At 64.0% G+C, this 15,684-nt stretch carries 17 protein-coding genes; 12 read left to right on the top strand and 5 right to left on the bottom strand.

Annotated features, from left to right (window positions below; all coding sequences use genetic code 11):
• Nucleotides 1-14: 14 nt before the first annotated feature.
• The gene (locus D8676_RS02440) at nucleotides 15-1,283 is read left to right on the top strand and encodes a DNA recombination protein RmuC (protein ID WP_121579228.1); all 1,269 of its coding nucleotides are present in this window, start codon (nucleotides 15-17) and stop codon (nucleotides 1,281-1,283) included.
• A 19-nt stretch (nucleotides 1,284-1,302) separates the two neighbouring features.
• Here the strand turns inward: D8676_RS02440 and D8676_RS02445 are convergent, their stop codons facing one another.
• Together D8676_RS02445 and D8676_RS02450 are read right to left on the bottom strand one after the other, a co-directional pair.
• Nucleotides 1,303-2,808: an alpha/beta fold hydrolase gene (locus D8676_RS02445; RefSeq protein ID WP_121579229.1), complete on the bottom strand. Its 1,506-nt coding sequence runs from the start codon at nucleotides 2,806-2,808 to the stop codon at nucleotides 1,303-1,305.
• Nucleotides 2,809-2,879: 71 nt separating this feature from the next.
• Nucleotides 2,880-3,086 carry a hypothetical protein gene (locus tag D8676_RS02450; RefSeq protein ID WP_121579230.1) on the bottom strand — a complete coding sequence of 69 codons (207 nt, stop codon included), beginning with the start codon at nucleotides 3,084-3,086 and terminating at the stop codon, nucleotides 2,880-2,882.
• 169 nt (nucleotides 3,087-3,255) lie between these two features.
• On the opposite strand from D8676_RS02450, the gene D8676_RS02455 reads away from it, so the two are divergent.
• Complete coding sequence (locus tag D8676_RS02455) at nucleotides 3,256-4,512, top strand: Hsp70 family protein (protein WP_121579231.1); 1,257 nt, start codon at nucleotides 3,256-3,258, stop codon at nucleotides 4,510-4,512.
• A 14-nt stretch (nucleotides 4,513-4,526) separates the two neighbouring features.
• Here the strand turns inward: D8676_RS02455 and hrcA are convergent, their stop codons facing one another.
• Nucleotides 4,527-5,597 carry a heat-inducible transcriptional repressor HrcA gene (gene hrcA / locus D8676_RS02460; protein WP_121579232.1) on the bottom strand — a complete coding sequence of 357 codons (1,071 nt, stop codon included), beginning with the start codon at nucleotides 5,595-5,597 and terminating at the stop codon, nucleotides 4,527-4,529.
• Nucleotides 5,598-5,755: 158 nt separating this feature from the next.
• Between hrcA and rph the strand changes: the two genes are divergently transcribed.
• From rph to D8676_RS02490, 6 genes are read left to right on the top strand one after another with little or no spacing between them, the layout of a single operon-like run.
• On the top strand, nucleotides 5,756-6,472 hold the full coding sequence (gene rph / locus D8676_RS02465) for a ribonuclease PH (protein WP_121579233.1): 717 nt from the start codon (nucleotides 5,756-5,758) through the stop codon (nucleotides 6,470-6,472).
• A gap of 7 nt (nucleotides 6,473-6,479) precedes the next feature.
• Complete coding sequence (locus D8676_RS02470; protein ID WP_121579234.1) at nucleotides 6,480-6,890, top strand: VOC family protein; 411 nt, start codon at nucleotides 6,480-6,482, stop codon at nucleotides 6,888-6,890.
• Nucleotides 6,890-7,537 (top strand): RdgB/HAM1 family non-canonical purine NTP pyrophosphatase, encoded by a 648-nt coding sequence (rdgB, locus tag D8676_RS02475; protein WP_121579235.1) that lies wholly within the window; start codon nucleotides 6,890-6,892, stop codon nucleotides 7,535-7,537. Before D8676_RS02470 ends, rdgB begins: the two co-directional genes overlap by 1 nt.
• Nucleotides 7,534-8,715, top strand: a complete 1,182-nt coding sequence (gene hemW / locus D8676_RS02480; RefSeq protein WP_183096939.1) for a radical SAM family heme chaperone HemW — start codon at nucleotides 7,534-7,536, stop codon at nucleotides 8,713-8,715. Before rdgB ends, hemW begins: the two co-directional genes overlap by 4 nt.
• A 3-nt stretch (nucleotides 8,716-8,718) precedes the next feature.
• Nucleotides 8,719-9,042 (top strand): low molecular weight protein tyrosine phosphatase family protein, encoded by a 324-nt coding sequence (locus tag D8676_RS02485; RefSeq protein ID WP_121579236.1) that lies wholly within the window; start codon nucleotides 8,719-8,721, stop codon nucleotides 9,040-9,042.
• Nucleotides 9,043-9,064: 22 nt separating this feature from the next.
• Nucleotides 9,065-9,502, top strand: a complete 438-nt coding sequence (locus D8676_RS02490; protein WP_121579237.1) for an EamA family transporter — start codon at nucleotides 9,065-9,067, stop codon at nucleotides 9,500-9,502.
• 83 nt (nucleotides 9,503-9,585) lie between these two features.
• Here D8676_RS02490 and D8676_RS02495 read toward each other — a convergent pair whose 3' ends face one another.
• On the bottom strand, nucleotides 9,586-9,783 hold the full coding sequence (locus D8676_RS02495; protein ID WP_121579238.1) for a hypothetical protein: 198 nt from the start codon (nucleotides 9,781-9,783) through the stop codon (nucleotides 9,586-9,588).
• Nucleotides 9,784-9,931: 148 nt separating this feature from the next.
• Between D8676_RS02495 and rsmI the strand changes: the two genes are divergently transcribed.
• From rsmI to D8676_RS02510, 3 genes are all read left to right on the top strand, one after another.
• On the top strand, nucleotides 9,932-10,816 hold the full coding sequence (gene rsmI, locus D8676_RS02500) for a 16S rRNA (cytidine(1402)-2'-O)-methyltransferase (RefSeq protein ID WP_121579239.1): 885 nt from the start codon (nucleotides 9,932-9,934) through the stop codon (nucleotides 10,814-10,816).
• Between the two features lies 1 nt (nucleotide 10,817).
• A complete protein-coding gene (locus D8676_RS02505) occupies nucleotides 10,818-11,216 on the top strand; it encodes a YraN family protein (protein WP_121579240.1) in 399 nt (132 codons plus the stop codon).
• A gap of 106 nt (nucleotides 11,217-11,322) precedes the next feature.
• Nucleotides 11,323-11,556, top strand: coding sequence for a DUF3297 family protein (locus D8676_RS02510; protein WP_121579241.1), 234 nt, complete (start codon nucleotides 11,323-11,325; stop codon nucleotides 11,554-11,556).
• A gap of 16 nt (nucleotides 11,557-11,572) precedes the next feature.
• On the opposite strand, the gene D8676_RS02515 is transcribed toward D8676_RS02510, so the two are convergent.
• Nucleotides 11,573-12,940, bottom strand: coding sequence for a cytochrome P450 (locus tag D8676_RS02515; protein WP_121579242.1), 1,368 nt, complete (start codon nucleotides 12,938-12,940; stop codon nucleotides 11,573-11,575).
• A 254-nt stretch (nucleotides 12,941-13,194) separates the two neighbouring features.
• Between D8676_RS02515 and gyrB the strand changes: the two genes are divergently transcribed.
• Complete coding sequence (gene gyrB / locus D8676_RS02520) at nucleotides 13,195-15,666, top strand: DNA topoisomerase (ATP-hydrolyzing) subunit B (RefSeq protein ID WP_121579243.1); 2,472 nt, start codon at nucleotides 13,195-13,197, stop codon at nucleotides 15,664-15,666.
• The last annotated feature ends 18 nt before the right edge of the window (nucleotides 15,667-15,684 follow it).

The following is a 15,684-nucleotide window of genomic DNA, read 5'->3' on the forward strand; positions in this document are numbered from 1 at the left end:
GGTATGCTTTGGGGATGGATCAGTTGACGACCATCCTCTCCGAGCCCGTTGCAAGGCTGGGAGCGACCGCGATCACGCTTGGCCAGGTTCTCGTTGCCGGTGCGGGGTTGCTCGGCCTGCTCCTTGTTATCCTGATCGTCGCGCTCTGGCGCTCGTCGCGGGCACGCGCCGCAGCCGCGGCCGAAGTGGCCGAGCGCGCGCGAGAGGCAGAGACGCAGATGGCCGCGCTCGCGCAGGCACAGGCCGAGATGCAGGGTCGGCTCGGCGCGGTAGCGGAAGTATTCGGCGCGCGCCAGGCCGAACTCACCCAGTCGATCAGCCAGCGGCTCGACGCCATGACCGGCCGCATCGGCCAGACCATGACCGAGCAGACGAAATCGACGCATGAGTCGCTTGCCAAGCTGCAGGAGCGACTGGCGGTCATAGACAGTGCGCAGAACAACATCCAGTCGCTCGCCGGCCAGGTGGTGCAGTTGCAGGCGATCCTCTCCAACAAGCAGACACGCGGCGCCTTCGGCCAGTCGCGCATGGAGGCGATCGTGGCGGATGGCCTGCCGCATGGGGGCTACGAGTTCCAGGCGACGCTGTCGAACAACAACCGGCCGGACTGCCTGATCCGCATGCCGAACGATGCGCCCTCGCTGGTGATCGATGCGAAATTCCCGCTGGAAGCGTGGAACGCCGTCCGCGCCGCGGCCGAAGCCGACAATCCCGGCGAGGCCCAGAAATACGCGGCACAGGCATTCCGGCGCGACATCGAGGTCCATATCAGGGCGATTTCGGAGAAATACCTGATATCAGGCGAGACGCAGGATACGGCCTTCATGTTCGTGCCCTCGGAATCGATCTTCGCCGAGATCCACGAGAATTTCGAGGCGGTGGTGCAGAAGGCGCATCGCGCTCGTGTCGTCATCGTTTCGCCGTCGCTCTTGATGTTGTCGATCCAGGTCGTCCAGGCGATTCTCAAGGACGCCCGAATGCGCGAACAGGCGCATCTGATCCAGGGTGAGGTTGTCAGGCTGATGGAGGACGTCTCACGCCTCGACGATCGGGTGCGCAAGCTTCAGGTGCATTTCGGTCAGGCGAACAGGGACATAGATGACATCCTCGTCTCGTCCTCCAAGGTGGTGAAACGCGGCCAGAAGATCGAGGCGCTCGAACTCGGTTCGGAAACCGCCGGCGAGGGCGATAGTGGCTGCCCCGTGCAGGCAACCAAAGAGAACGCTGCAGTCGGCACCAAGAGCGGACAGCTTCGCCTGCGCGTCGTCGATGAAGGCGCCTGACGGGCGATCACGGCAACGGCTACGGGCCAGCTGCTCCGGCCATATGTTCACGCACGAACCCTGCAATCCGCGTGGCCATGAAGGCATGGAAGGGATTCCAGCGCTGGCGGGTCATCATGGTGGGCGGGATCGAAAGCGTTCCATTCTCGCCGTGAAGCGCCAGGCGGCCGAGTCTGATGCCGGGATTTTCGGAGCGCGGATCGTCGCCGTACAGCGGATCGTCCGGCGCGAAGGGCAGTGCGATGTGCGACAGCGAATAGACATCGTCCGGCCAGGACAGGCCGAGCCCGGTGGTCGTCACGGCGTCGCTGTCAGCTGGGCGACTGCGCAGCACGGCGTCGAAGGTCGTGCTGTCGCGGTTGGTGACGATGCCGATCGCGTAGGCCGCGCGTGGCCCGGAGATCAGCCTTTCGAGGTCGATCGGCTTGGTGATGAGTCCCTGCGCCTCGTAGTAGCGGTTGACGTCGAAGATGACGAGTTCGTGGTCGCCGGATGGCAGGCGGCCGAACAGGCCGGAAACGACGGCGTTGGCGAGCACGGTGGCGTCGACCGCCGACTGGAAGGCGAGGATTGGCGCAACCTCGCCCAGTCGGCCTTCCTTCGCCAGCCGGTCGAGTCCGGTGCGGACCTTCTCGGTCATCCGCCAGGCCTGCTCGCCGGCGTTGACGGCAAAGGAGTTGTATTTGAACGGGTCGAACTCCGGCAGCACCGAACTCCAGGCGAGCTTGTCGAGGCCGAGGAAATCGCCGACCCGCGCCTGCCAGTTCGCGTAGGCGGCGGCGCGCGATAGGCCGATCTCGGGTGACATCACCACCACGCCGGCCGGTACCGGGAGCGTTGCATCCTCGACGGCTTCGAGGTCGTAATTCAGGGCGAGCGCGGCACCGTTGGAATAGCCGATGATGAAAATCGGCCGCTCGCCCATCGCCGATTTTAGATAGCTCATTGCCAGACGGACGGCGGCGGTCATGTCCTCGGCAGTGGTGTATTTCAGGGCGCTCGGCGCGGTGCCGTGGCCGGGAATGCGCAGGCCGAGCACGTGCGCGCCGGCATCGCGCATCATCTGGCCGAAACCGCGCAGGCTGTAGGGGCTGTCTGAATAGCCGTGCAGCAGAAGTACGCCGAAGGCGGCGTCGGTATTGCCGTATTCGAAGGTGCGGTTCCAGTTCGGCGTCCAGATACCGGGATCGGACTTGCTACCTGTTGTGTAGCGGTTGTAGGCGGAGCGCTCGCTGTCCCCTATCTCGTCATAGACTTCGCTTTTCAGCTCGGCGAAGAGCGCTTCCTCGAGTTCCAGGTATTCGCGAAAATCCTTAAGTCCGGAGCGGGCGGTGAACTCGCCGTCGAGATCGGCGGTGTGCCAGATGGAGAGGTCAGGCTTCGAATTGACGTAAAGAATAGCCGCGCCGGCGATCGCGACAAATGCGCCGGAAGCGAAGAGCGCGATGGCGTAGGAGGACAGGACGAGGTAGCGCCAGAGGCGGCGGTTCGGAGGAGCGCGCCCCGTGTCGCGTCGAGCATCCATAGGTCAAAAGCCTGGATGTACAGGGAAAATGTGGGGAGAAGGAAGCGGCGGCCGGGTCATGGGATGCCACATCATTCGAAACTTTCGGGGCTTTCAGGAAACCGTTCGTCGAGCTGCTTCTCCAGCGCTACCAGGTCGGCCGGCAGCGGCATGCCCAAGGCACGCAACTCGTTGAATTTCTCGCGCAACTGCTCACGCACCTGGTGCTCATCCTCCGGCTGGTTGACCATCTCTTCCAGCAGGAGACTGATCCGAGCCTTTATCTCTTCCAGCGCCATGACAGGTCCCTCACCTAGCTTAGCATATACCTGCCGCCAGCAGGCCGTCACCCGCGAAGAATCGTGCCCTTCGGAAATACCTTGGTTTTAGGGATCGACATTTGGCCCGGCCCTGTGTACCGGACCGCTCCGCCTGCGGGAAAGCGTCAACACAAATCCAGGACGAAAGATGCAACCGACATTCGGCGGCATAGATTTTGGCACTTCGAACTCGACGGTCGGGGTGATCGAGGACGGGCAGCCCCGCCTTGTGCCGCTCGAAGGGGAACAGGTCACGCTGCCGAGCGCTGTGTTCTTCAACTTCGACGATGACCGGACCTATGTCGGCCGCCGCGCCATCGCCGACTATACGGATGGCGTCGAGGGCCGGCTGATGCGGGCGCTGAAAAGCGTTCTTGGCAGTTCCCTGGTGCACGAGAAGACGCGCATCAAGAAGCGGCAGATGGCCTTCACCGACATCATCGGGCTGTTCATCGCACAACTGAAGACGCGCATGGAGGCCCATACCGGGCAGGCCGTCGGGCCTGTCGTGCTCGGTCGTCCCGTGCAGTTCGTCGACGACGATGCCGAAGCCAACCGGAACGCGCAGAATGAACTGGAAAGGGCGGCGCAGGCGCAGGGCTTTCGCGACATCGCCTTCCAGTACGAGCCGATCGCCGCCGCACTCGACTACGAGCGCACGGTGCAGCGCGAGGAACTGGCGCTGATCGTAGACATGGGCGGTGGCACCTCTGACTTTTCCGTGGTGCGCGTGTCGCCGGAGCGCGCCGTCGCAGCCGACCGCAGCGGCGACATCCTCGCCAACCGGGGCGTCCACATCGGCGGTACCGATTTCGACCGGTTGCTCAGCATCGACAGCGTCATGCGGGAACTCGGCTATTTGACCCAGACGAAGGACGGCAAGCGCAACCTGCCGGCCGCCTATTTCGTCGATCTCGCAACCTGGCAGCGCATCAATCTGCTTTACACGCCGAAGGCTAGGATCGAGCTTAGCCAGCTTCGTTACGAGGCGGCGCGCCCGGACCTAGTGGATCGACTGATCACGATCGTCGAGCACCGCTGGGGTCATGCGCTGGCGGGGCGGGTCGAGCGGGCCAGGATCGCGATGACTAACGCGCCGGCCGCGCATGTCGATGTCGACCTGACCGGCGCGCATTTCGGCGTCGACATGATGCGCGAAAGATTCGAGGCGACGATTCTGCAGGCGGTCGAACGAGTCACCGACACGGTGGCAAAGACGCTCGCCGACGCGCGTGTAGGGGCGGCCGACATTGCGACGGTGTTCCTGACCGGTGGCTCGACGGCGACGCCGCTGGCACGGCGCAGCATCCTCGGACTGGTTCCGCAGGCACGGATTGTGGAGGGCGACATGTTCGGCAGCGTCGGGCTCGGCCTGGCGATGGATGCCAAGCGCAAGTTCGGCTGACAGCCCGTCGGATCCTACCGCAGCAATCGCGAGATGATCTGGGCTGTGTAGTCGACCATCGGCACGATGCGGGCGTAGTTGAGCCTGGTCGGGCCGATGACGCCGAGCGCGCCGATGACGCGGGAATCCTTGTCGCGATAGGGCGCAACGACGAGCGAGGAGCCTGAAAGCGAGAAGAGCTTGTTCTCCGAGCCGATGAAGATGCGCACGCCCGAGCCCTCCTCGGCGAGGCCGAGGAGCTGGATCAGCCCGTCCTGCGTCTCCAGATCCTCGAAGAGGTGCTTCAGGAGTTCGATGTCGGCCTGGGCGGTGACGTTTTCGAGAAGATTGGCCCGGCCGCGCACGATGAGCCGCGCCGGCAGGCCGCCCTCGTTGCCGGCCCAGACCGCAAGGCCCTTTTCCACCAGATCCTGGGACAGCGTGTCGAGCGCGACGCGCGTTTCTTCCTGGATGCGGGCGATCTCGGTCTTGGCTTCGGCCAGCGTACGGCCGCGAATGTGGGCGCTGAGGAAGTTCGAGGCCTCGTGCAGTTGTGAGGCTGTGATGCCGATAGGCAGCTCGATGACGCGGTTCTCGACGTCGCCATTCTGCGAGACGAGCACGACAAGCGCGCGTGTGGGCTCGAGCTGGATGAACTCGATATGCTTCAACGCCACTTCGTTGTTGGCGGTGACGACGAGGCCCGCGCCACGCGACATGCCTGACAGCATCTGGCTGGCCTCGGTCAACATCTGCTCCAGCGTCGCGCCATTGCCGGAGGCCCTGACCTGTGCGTCGATCACGCGGCGCTCGTCTTCGGACAAGTCACCGAGTTCCATGAAGGCGTCTACGAAGAAGCGCAGGCCCTTCTGAGTCGGCAGCCGGCCGGCGGAAATGTGCGGCGCGTAGATGAGACCGAGTTGTTCAAGGTCGCTCATCACGTTGCGGACTGTTGCAGGAGAGAGCGAGGAGGGCAGCATGCGCGCCAGGCTGCGCGAACCGACCGGCTCGCCATCGCGCAGATAGGTGTCGACGATGCGCCGGAAGATGTCACGCGAGCGCATGTCCAGGGATTGCAGGGTGGGATCGTGCACGGCTTTCGTCATCGTCGCCTCCGGCCACAAGATATAGACAGGCTGCGCAAGAACGCAAAGACCGTTAGGAAGTCGATGGGCAGAGTGGAAAGAACCCGTTTTTCTTTGCGCTGCCCGCAAGCGGCGGCTAAAAGCCGCCCAGACAACCAGTCCGAACAGAAAGAGCCTGAATGCGCCCCTCCAAACGCCAGTTCGACGAAATGCGCGCCGTTTCCTTCGAACGCAACGTGTCGAAACATGCCGAGGGCTCGTGCCTGGTGAAGTTTGGGGACACGCATGTGCTGTGCACGGCGAGCCTGGAGGAGAAGGTGCCGGGCTGGATGCGGAATTCGGGGAAAGGCTGGGTGACGGCCGAATACGGCATGCTGCCGCGTTCGACCGGCGAGCGCATGCGCCGCGAGGCCTCCGCAGGAAAGCAGGGCGGGCGCACGCTGGAGATCCAGCGGCTGATCGGGCGATCCCTGCGGGCCGTGGTGGACCTCGGCGCGCTCGGCGAGCAGCAGATCACCGTCGACTGTGATGTGATCCAGGCAGACGGCGGCACGCGCACCGCCTCGATCACCGGCGGCTGGGTGGCGCTTCACGACTGCCTGCGCTGGATGGAAGCGCGCCAGATGGTGAGCGTGCAAAAGGTGCTGCGCGACCATGTCGCTGCAATTTCATGCGGCATCCATGACGGGCAGGCCGTGCTCGATCTCGACTATGTCGAGGATTCGGCGGCCGGCACCGATGCCAATTTTGTGATGACCGGCAAGGGCGGCATCGTCGAGATACAGGGCACGGCCGAAGGCATTCCATTCAGCGAGGAGGAGTTCGCCACGTTGATGGGGCTCGCCAAGAAGGGCATTTCGCGGCTGGTCAGCCTTCAGCAGATGGCGGTGGCGTGAGGCAGCCATGCAGCCGTCCGCCATCCTCGAATCCGCGCTTTATGTGACCGATCTCGACGCGGCGGAAGCCTTCTATCGCGACGTGCTCGGACTGGAGCGGATCGCCAAGGTGGACGGCCGGCATGTCTTCTTCCGCTGCGGGCAGGGCGTGCTGCTGCTCTTCAATGCAGAGGCGACCAGGCATGCGCCGCCGCCGGACGCCAAGCTGCCGGTACCCCCGCACGGCACTGCCGGCCAAGGACATTTATGCTTTGGCGCGACAGCGGACGAAATCGAGCAGTGGACGACCGCGCTGACACGGCGCGGCATCGAGATCGAGGCGGATTTCGAATGGCCGAACGGTGGCCGGTCCATCTATTTTCGCGACCCGTCGGGCAATTCGATCGAGTTTGCCGAACCAAGGATCTGGGGTTTTTGATGCATCTGCCCGAGGGAACGAAGATCGTTGTCGCCAGCCACAATGACGGCAAGCTGAGGGAGTTTGCCGACCTGATGGGGCCGTTCGGGCTGGAGGCGAAGTCGGCCAGGGAGTTCGGCCTGCCGGAGCCTGACGAAACAGGTACGACCTTCGAGGAGAATGCCTATATCAAGGCGCATGCGGCGGCGAAAGCGACCGGGCTGCCGGCGCTGTCGGACGATTCCGGGCTGATGATCGACGCACTTCAGGGCGCACCGGGCGTCTACACGGCGAACTGGGCGGAGACGCCGGACGGCACGCGCGACTTCGGCGTCGCCATGCAGCGGGCCGAGGTGGCGATGCAGGAGGTCGGCGCGGTGGAACCCAGGCAGCGCAAGGGTCGCTTCGTGGCGGTGATCTGCCTAGCATCGCCGGATGGCGAGGCGGAATATTTCCGCGGCGAGGCCGAAGGCACGCTGGTCTGGCCGCCGCGCGGCGAGAAGGGTTTCGGCTACGACCCGGTCTTCGTTCCTGACGGCCACACACGTACTTTCGGCGAGATGACTGCCGAGGAGAAGCATGGCTGGAAGCCCGGACAGGAGGAGGCGCTATCGCACCGCGCCAAAGCCTTCCAGAAGTTCGCGCGGGCGAAGCTGGGGTCGGCATGACCAACGGTATCCAGTCGAGACTGGATACGGCCCGCGATCCGGGCTTCGGTGTCTATGTGCACTGGCCGTTCTGCGCGGCCAAGTGCCCCTATTGCGACTTCAACAGCCACGTCCGCCACCAGCCGGTCGATCAGGAGCGTTTTGCGCGCGCCTTCGAAACGGAACTGGCGACGATGCGCGAAAGGACCGGCCCGCGCGAGGTGACCAGCATCTTCCTCGGGGGCGGCACGCCGTCGCTGATGAAACCGGAGACGGTGGGCGCGGTGCTTGACGCGGTGGCGCGGAGCTGGACTGTTCCTGGCGGCATAGAGGTGACGCTGGAGGCGAACCCGTCGTCGGTCGAGGCTGAACGTTTCCTGGGTTACCGCGCGGCGGGCGTCAACCGCGTCTCGCTCGGCGTGCAGGCGTTGAACGACCGGGATTTGCGCTTCCTTGGCCGGCTGCACAATGTCGAGGAGGCGCTGGTCGCGATCGATCTGGCGCGAAAGACATTTCCGCGGCTTTCCTTCGACCTGATCTATGCGCGGCCAGGCCAGACGCCAGACGCCTGGGAGGCGGAGCTGGAGGAAGCAATCGGTTATGCCGCCGACCACCTGTCACTCTACCAGCTCACCATCGAGGAGGGTACGCGCTTCCATTCGCTGCATGCGGCGGGGAAGTTCGAGATACCAGGCGGTGACGAGGCGGCCGAACTCTATGCGGTGACGCAAGAGGTGACGGCGGCGCGCGGCCTGCCGGCCTACGAGATCTCCAATCATGCCAAGCCGGGTGCAGAAAGCCGGCACAACCTGACCTATTGGCGCTACGGCGAATATATCGGCGTAGGACCGGGCGCGCACGGACGCTTCCTCGAGAACGGAAGGCGCGTGGTGACGGTGGCGGAAAAAATGCCGGAGACCTGGGCGAACCTCGTCGAGGCGAAAGGTCACGGCGTCACCGGCGGCGAAATCCTGACGCGCTCGGAAGAAGCGGACGAGTTCCTGCTGATGGGGCTGAGGCTCGCCGAGGGGATCGACCTTGCGCGCTATGAGCAGCTGTCGGGGAAGGGTTTCTCGCCGGCGAGGCTGTCCGTATTGCAGGAAGAGGGGCTGGTCGCGCCGATCGGCAATTCCAGGCTGCGCGCGACGCCATCGGGCATGATCGTGCTCGACGCTGTGGTGGCGGACTTGGCGCGGTAGGCCATGAAGAACGTGTTGTTCGTTTGCAGTCAGAACCGCTTGCGGAGCCCGACTGCCGAACAGATCTTTTCTCGACGAGAAAACATCGAAGTCGAATCGGCCGGGACCAACCACGATGCCGATAACCCGCTGACAGAGGAACTCGTCACATGGGCCGACATCATCTTCGTGATGGAGAAGGCCCATCGCGCCAAGCTGCAACGGAGATTCAGGGCCGCGCTCAAGAAGGCTCGGGTGATATGTCTCGATATTCCCGACGACTATGAATTGATGGATCCTGAACTGATCCGCCTTCTCGAAGTTCGGGTTTCACGCTATCTCGATTGATGGAAACAGCGCGAGGCCGGCCATGAATTCCACATTCGCTTCCTGGCAATTCTGGGCGGTGCTGTCTGCGGTGTTCGCGGCGCTGACCGCGATCTTCGCCAAGGTCGGCGTCGAGAACGTCAATTCCGACTTCGCGACGTTGATCCGGACCGTGGTGATCCTGCTGGTTTTGGCCGGTATAGTCGCCGCGACCGGACAGGCGCAGCCGCTCGGCGCCATTTCCGGCAAGACCTACGCGTTCCTGGTGTTGTCCGGATTGGCGACCGGCGCGTCGTGGCTCTGCTATTTCAGGGCCCTGAAGCTCGGGAACGCGGCGCAGGTGGCGCCGGTTGACAAGCTAAGCGTCGTGCTGGTCGCGGTGTTCGGCGCTGTTTTCCTTGGCGAGCGGCTTGGCTCGACGAACTGGCTGGGCGTCGTTCTGATTGCCGTCGGCGCGGTGCTGGTCGCCTACAAGATTTGAGCGGCGCGACTTCCGGCGATCACCCGTTGCTAGCCGCGCCAGACAGATATCGAAGCGATTGGACAAGATAACGCCGAAGCCGTTCAGTGAGAGACCGGGCGACGGTCGCGGCGGGTTACGCCTTCCGGTGCCGGCGCCGCTTCGGGAAGAATGATCTCGCCATCCGCCTGGCGTGCATTCTGCTTCTTGTTTTGCGGGCGCGGCTTGGTGCCACGCTCGGCTTCGTCTTCGCGGCCGGAGTAATAAGGATCGAACGTATCCGGCATGATCAGGTTGGCCATCGTGTCCTCCCAAGACCCGAGTTCTTTCTTGCCCGCTTAACCCGCCAGAGCCGGTTTCGTTCCGGACTGTGGCGAAGCGATGGCGGGCGCTTTGCAAGTGAGAGGGGGGCATGGCATTGATCAGCGGCGATAGCGGGAATGGAGCAGGGTGACTGAAGCGCACAAGACCTATCTCGTCGGCCAGGCCGAGATTCCTGCACGGCGGCTGGAGCCGGCGCTTTACCTGGTAGCGACGCCGATCGGCAATCTCGGCGATATCACGCTGCGCGCGCTGGAGACGCTTGCCGCAGCGGATGTGCTCGCCTGCGAGGACACGCGGGTAACGCGCGTGCTCCTTGATCGCTATGGAATAAGGCAACGGCCGGTCGCCTATCACGAGCACAACGCCGCGGAGGCAGGACCGAAGCTGATCGCTGCGCTGCAGGGGGGGAAAAGCGTCGCGCTGGTGTCTGATGCCGGTACGCCGCTGGTTTCCGATCCGGGATTCCGGCTGGTGGAGCAGGCGCAGGCGGCGGGAATCCGCGTGGTGCCGATCCCCGGACCGTCAGCCGTGCTGGCGGCGCTGACCGCGTCAGGGCTGCCGTCCGACGCTTTTTTGTTTGCCGGCTTCCTGCCGGCGAAGGAGGGGCAACGCAAGACGCGGCTGGCGGAGTTCGGAGCGGCGCCGGCTACGCTGATCTTTTTCGAGTCGCCCCGGCGCGTGGCTGAGACGCTGGCTGCCATGGCCGAGGTTTATGGCGACCGACGGGCGGCGATCGGGCGCGAGCTGACAAAAACCTTCGAGGAGATGCGGACCGGGACGCTGGCAACGCTGGCGGCGCATTATGCTGGGGCGCCGACGCCGAAGGGCGAGATCGTGATCTGCGTCGGCCCGCCGGAAGGGAAGGTGGATGCTCCGGAAGACGTCGATAGACTGCTCACCTCGCTGGCGGCGGAAATGCCGGCCTCGAAGGCGGCGGCCGAGGCCGCGCGCATGACCGGCCAGTCGAAACAGGTGCTTTACCGCCGGTTGCTGGAGCTAAAGGACGGCTGAGTTGGGGGCTGGACGGGGACCGAACGCCGATGCCGCGCTGAAATTGCGCCGCAAGGCCTATCGACGCGGCCATTCGAGCGAATGGCTGGCGGCGGCAGCGCTGGTGCTGAAGGGCTTCCGCATCGTCGCTCGGCGCTATCGGACCAAGCTCGGCGAGATCGACTTGATCGCCAGGCGGGGCAATCTCGTATTGATCGTCGAGGTCAAGGCGCGGAAGAGCCTCATGGAGGCGATGGAGGCGATCGCCTATGAGTCGGAGCGGCGGATAGAAGGCGCTGCGGACCTATGGCTTTCGCGCCAGCGTGATCATGCGAAGATTTCCATGCGCTTCGATATGGTGGCGGTGTTGCCCTGGCGCTGGCCGGTGCATGTTGAAAACATCTTTCACGGCCGCAACTAGGCTTTGGGGAAAGTGGTCCTGAAATGAGGGCGCTCCGTGGGCTTGAAACACGGCCCGCAGCCAGCTATCGCAGCCCGCCGCGAAAAATGCGGTACGGAGACCGAAGATGACGACTTTTCCAGACCGATTGAGCAACGATGAGCGCAGCCCTTTCTACAACGCGGAATTGCTGGAGCGCGGCGTCGGCATCAAGTTCAACGGCAAGGAGCGCACGGACGTCAGCGAATACTGCGTCAGTGAAGGTTGGATCCGCGTGCCAGCGGGCAATTCCAAGGACCGTTTCGGGCAGCCCATGACCATCAAGCTGAAGGGCAAGGTCGAGCCGTTCTTGCCGGAATGAGCTTCGGAGAGAGGCGTTAGCGCCTTGTCACCCGCATTGGCAGCCCGCCCTGCGGCTGGGTGGTGAGCTTTTGCACCGGCCAGGGTTTCGTCTCCGGCGTCGTCTCGAAGCGGAAGCGTGACAAAAGCACGGCGAGCGCAATGATCGCTTCCTGCATGGCGAAGCTGGCTCCGATGCAGACGCGCGGGCCGGCGCCGAAGGGCAGATATTGATAGCGGTCAATCTTTGCACGGTTCTCCGGATGGAAGCGCGACGGCATGAAGGCGTCGGGCTTCTCCCAATGCTTGCGGTGGCGATGGATCGTCCAGGGCATCATCAGCACGGCGGCCTTGGGCGGTATGTAGAGATCGCGCCAGGTCTCCGGCTCGATCGGCTCGCGATTGATCGAGGGGGCGGGGGGATAAAGTCGAAGCGCCTCTTCGAAGGCGGCGCGGGTGAGCGGCATTGCGTCGAGCCATCTTGTCGGGTCGGGCTCGCGTGAAAGCACCGCGTCGATTTCCTTCTCGATAGGCTCCCGCTCCCAGGGCGCCTCGGCAAGGCAGTAGATCGCCCAGCCGAGCGCGCGGGCGGTGGTCTCGTGGCCGGCACCGATGAAGGTGATTATATTGTCCTCGATTTCGCCGCGCGTGAGGCCGTCCGGCCCCTCAGCCTCGAGCAGCAGGGTGAGAAAATCCTCCGGGACGGTGTCGGGGGAGCGTTTTAGCCGCTCGCTTCGCATGACGATGGTGTCGGCGACGATGCTGCGGAAATAGGCCATGGTTCGACGGCCACGCAGGCGTGTGACGCGCGGCAGCCATTCTGGCGCGCGCAACAGGTCGAGCGGATCGACACGACCCATCGTCTCGAACAGATGGTCGATCTGGCTGGCGAAGGCGCCCGGTTCGCCGGCGATCTCACCCGAGAACAGCGTTTCTGCGAGGATGTCGTAGGTCAGGTTGGTCATGTCTACGGCGATGTCGAAGACGCCGCCTTCCTCGTAGCGCTCGGCGAAAGCCTGCGTGCGCTTCAGCATGGGCTGGGCGAAGCCGAAAATGTGGCGTGGCGTAAAGACCGGCGCCATCGCCTTGCGCGAGCGCTTCCAGACGTCGCCTTCCGCGGTGAGCAGGCCGTCGCGCAGGATCGGGCGCAGGATCATCTGGCGCACAGTCGCCATCTTGTAGTTTTTCGCGTTGTCGACCAGCACGTGACGGATCAGCGCCGGATCGTTGGCAATGACCAGCGGGCCGCCGATGCCGGTTACGGAAATATATGGCTCGTTGTAGGAAGGCTCACCCCACAACTCCAGCGGATTGCGGTAGACGATGCGCATCATCTCCAGCGTGGAGGGTGGATGCGTGCGCGGCGCAGGCGCTGGGGGGACGAAAGGGGCAGGTGTGCTGTCCATGGACGATTCCGAGGTTCAGACCTTGATGTAGGACGCAGGTCAGGCGGGAGCCATAACTATGTCGTCTGTCCCGCTTTCAGGCCTGTTGCAGCACCGGAATTCCGGTTCCACCGGGAAGTGGCGCTATCCCGCCGCCAAATGCCTGCAAACCTTGGAAAAACCACCTTTAAGCCCTATATCCTAGGCATGTCGAAGCGCGCGATTCGGGGCAGGAAATCGCCGCTTTTTTTGCAGCAGTCAGACGAAAGCACTTCATGAGCGACCAGACCGAGACTATCTCCGGTGCAAGCGCCGAGTATGGCGCCGAATCCATCAAGGTTTTGAAGGGGTTGGATGCCGTCCGCAAGCGCCCGGGCATGTATATCGGCGACACCGACGACGGTTCCGGCCTGCACCACATGGTCTACGAGGTCGTCGACAATGCGATCGACGAGGCGCTCGCCGGGCATGCCGACCTCGTGACGGTGACGCTCAATCCCGACGGGTCCTGCACCGTGATCGACAACGGGCGCGGGATTCCGACTGCCATTCATCCTTCCGAAGGGGTTTCCGCTGCGGAAGTCATCATGACGCAGCTGCATGCCGGCGGCAAGTTCGACCAGAATTCCTACAAGGTGTCGGGCGGCCTGCATGGCGTCGGCGTCTCGGTGGTGAACGCGCTGTCCACTTGGCTGAAGCTCAAGATCCGTCGCGACGGCAAGATACACGAGATGCGCTTCTCGCATGGCGACGCCGATGCGCCGCTGGCGGTCACTGGCAGCTATGTGCAGGACAAGCAGCCCGGCACCTATGAAGGCCGCTCGGGCAGCGAAATCACCTTTTTGCCGTCGAGCGAGACGTTCACCCTGGTCGAGTTCGACTATGGCACGCTGGAGCACCGGCTGCGCGAGATGGCGTTCCTGAATTCTGGCGTGCGGATCGTCCTGACTGATGCCCGCCACTCCGACGTGAAGACCCAGGAGCTGCTCTACGAGGGCGGGCTGGTCGAGTTCGTCAAATATCTCGACCGTGCCAAGAAGCCGCTGATCGCCCAGCCGATCGCCATTCGGGCGGAGCGCGACGGCATCACCGTCGAGGTCGCGATGTGGTGGAACGACAGCTATCACGAGAACGTGCTCTGCTTCACGAACAACATCTCTCAGCGTGACGGCGGAACCCATCTGGCCGGCTTCCGCGGTGCGTTGACACGGCAGGTCACAGGCTATGGCGAGTCCTCGGGGCTCACCAAGAAGGAGAAGGTTTCCCTCACTGGAGACGACTGTCGAGAAGGGTTGACCGCGGTGCTGTCGGTCAAGGTGCCCGATCCGAAATTCTCCTCGCAGACCAAGGACAAGCTAGTGTCCTCCGAAGTACGGCCGGTGGTCGAGAGCCTGGTCAATGAGGCGCTGGGCACCTGGCTGGAAGAACACCCTTCCGAGGGCAAGATCGTTGTCGAGAAGGTGATTCAGGCAGCTGCCGCCCGCGAGGCGGCGCGCAAGGCGCGCGACATCACCCGCAAGACGACGCTCGGGGTCACCTCGCTGCCCGGCAAGCTTGCTGACTGCCAGGAGCGCGACCCGGCAAAGTCGGAGCTCTTCATCGTCGAGGGTGACTCGGCCGGCGGCTCTGCCAAGGGCGGTCGCTCGCGGCAGAACCAGGCGATCCTGCCGCTGCGCGGCAAGATCCTGAACGTTGAGCGCGTGCGCTTCGACCGCATGCTGTCGTCGGATATGATCGGCACGATGATCACCGCGCTGGGCACGGGCATCGGCAGCGACGAGTTCAACGCGGACAAGCTGCGCTACCACAAGATCATCATCATGACCGACGCCGACGTGGACGGCGCGCACATCAGGACGTTGCTCCTGACCTTCTTCTTCCGGCAGATGCCGGAGCTGATCGAGCGCGGCCACCTCTACATAGCGCAGCCGCCTCTCTACAAGGTGAGCCGCGGCAAGAGCTCGCAATACCTCAAGGACGAGCAGGCTTTCGAGGAGTTCCTGATCGGCTCGGGACTTGACGAGGCGTCGTTGACGCTGGCTACCGGCGAAGTGCGGACCGGGCAGGATCTCCGCGCCGCGGTCGAGGATGCGCTCGCCGTGCGCTCGCTGATCAACGGGCTGCACACACGCTACAGCCGCGCCGTGGTGGAACAGGCGGCGATCGCTGGCGCGCTCAACCCGGCGGTGCTCGCAGACCTCGGCGCTGCAACCGAGATGGCGGAGGCGGTGGCGAAGCGGCTCGACGCCGTCGCCGAGGACACCGAGCGCGGCTGGACCGGGCGGCTGTCGACCTCCAACGAAGGACAGGGCGGCTATATTTTCGAACGGACGGTGCGCGGCGTGAAGGAATTCGCCCAGCTCGACATTGGGCTGATCAATTCCGCCGACGCGCGTGCGCTTGATCGCTATGCGGGCAAGCTTGGCGAGGTCTATGCTCAATCGCCGGTGCTGAAGCGCAAGGAGTCTTCGGAGGTCATTTCCGGACCGCTGGCGCTGCTCGATGCGGTTTTCGCGGCCGGCCGGAAGGGCCTGACCATGCAGCGCTACAAGGGGCTGGGCGAGATGAACGCCGAGCAGCTCTGGGAGACGACGCTCGATCCCAACGTGCGCTCGCTGCTGCAGGTGAAGGTGACCGAAGGCATGGACGCCGACTCGCTTTTCTCGCGGCTGATGGGCGACGAAGTCGAGCCAAGGCGCGAGTTCATCCAGGAAAACGCGCTGAACGTGGCAAACCTGGACGTCTGACCGCGTTGCCGGCAAGAT

Origin of the sequence: Mesorhizobium sp. YM1C-6-2 (assembly GCF_003666685.1) — a bacterium.
In the GTDB taxonomy this organism is placed as follows: domain Bacteria; phylum Pseudomonadota; class Alphaproteobacteria; order Rhizobiales; family Rhizobiaceae; genus Mesorhizobium_K.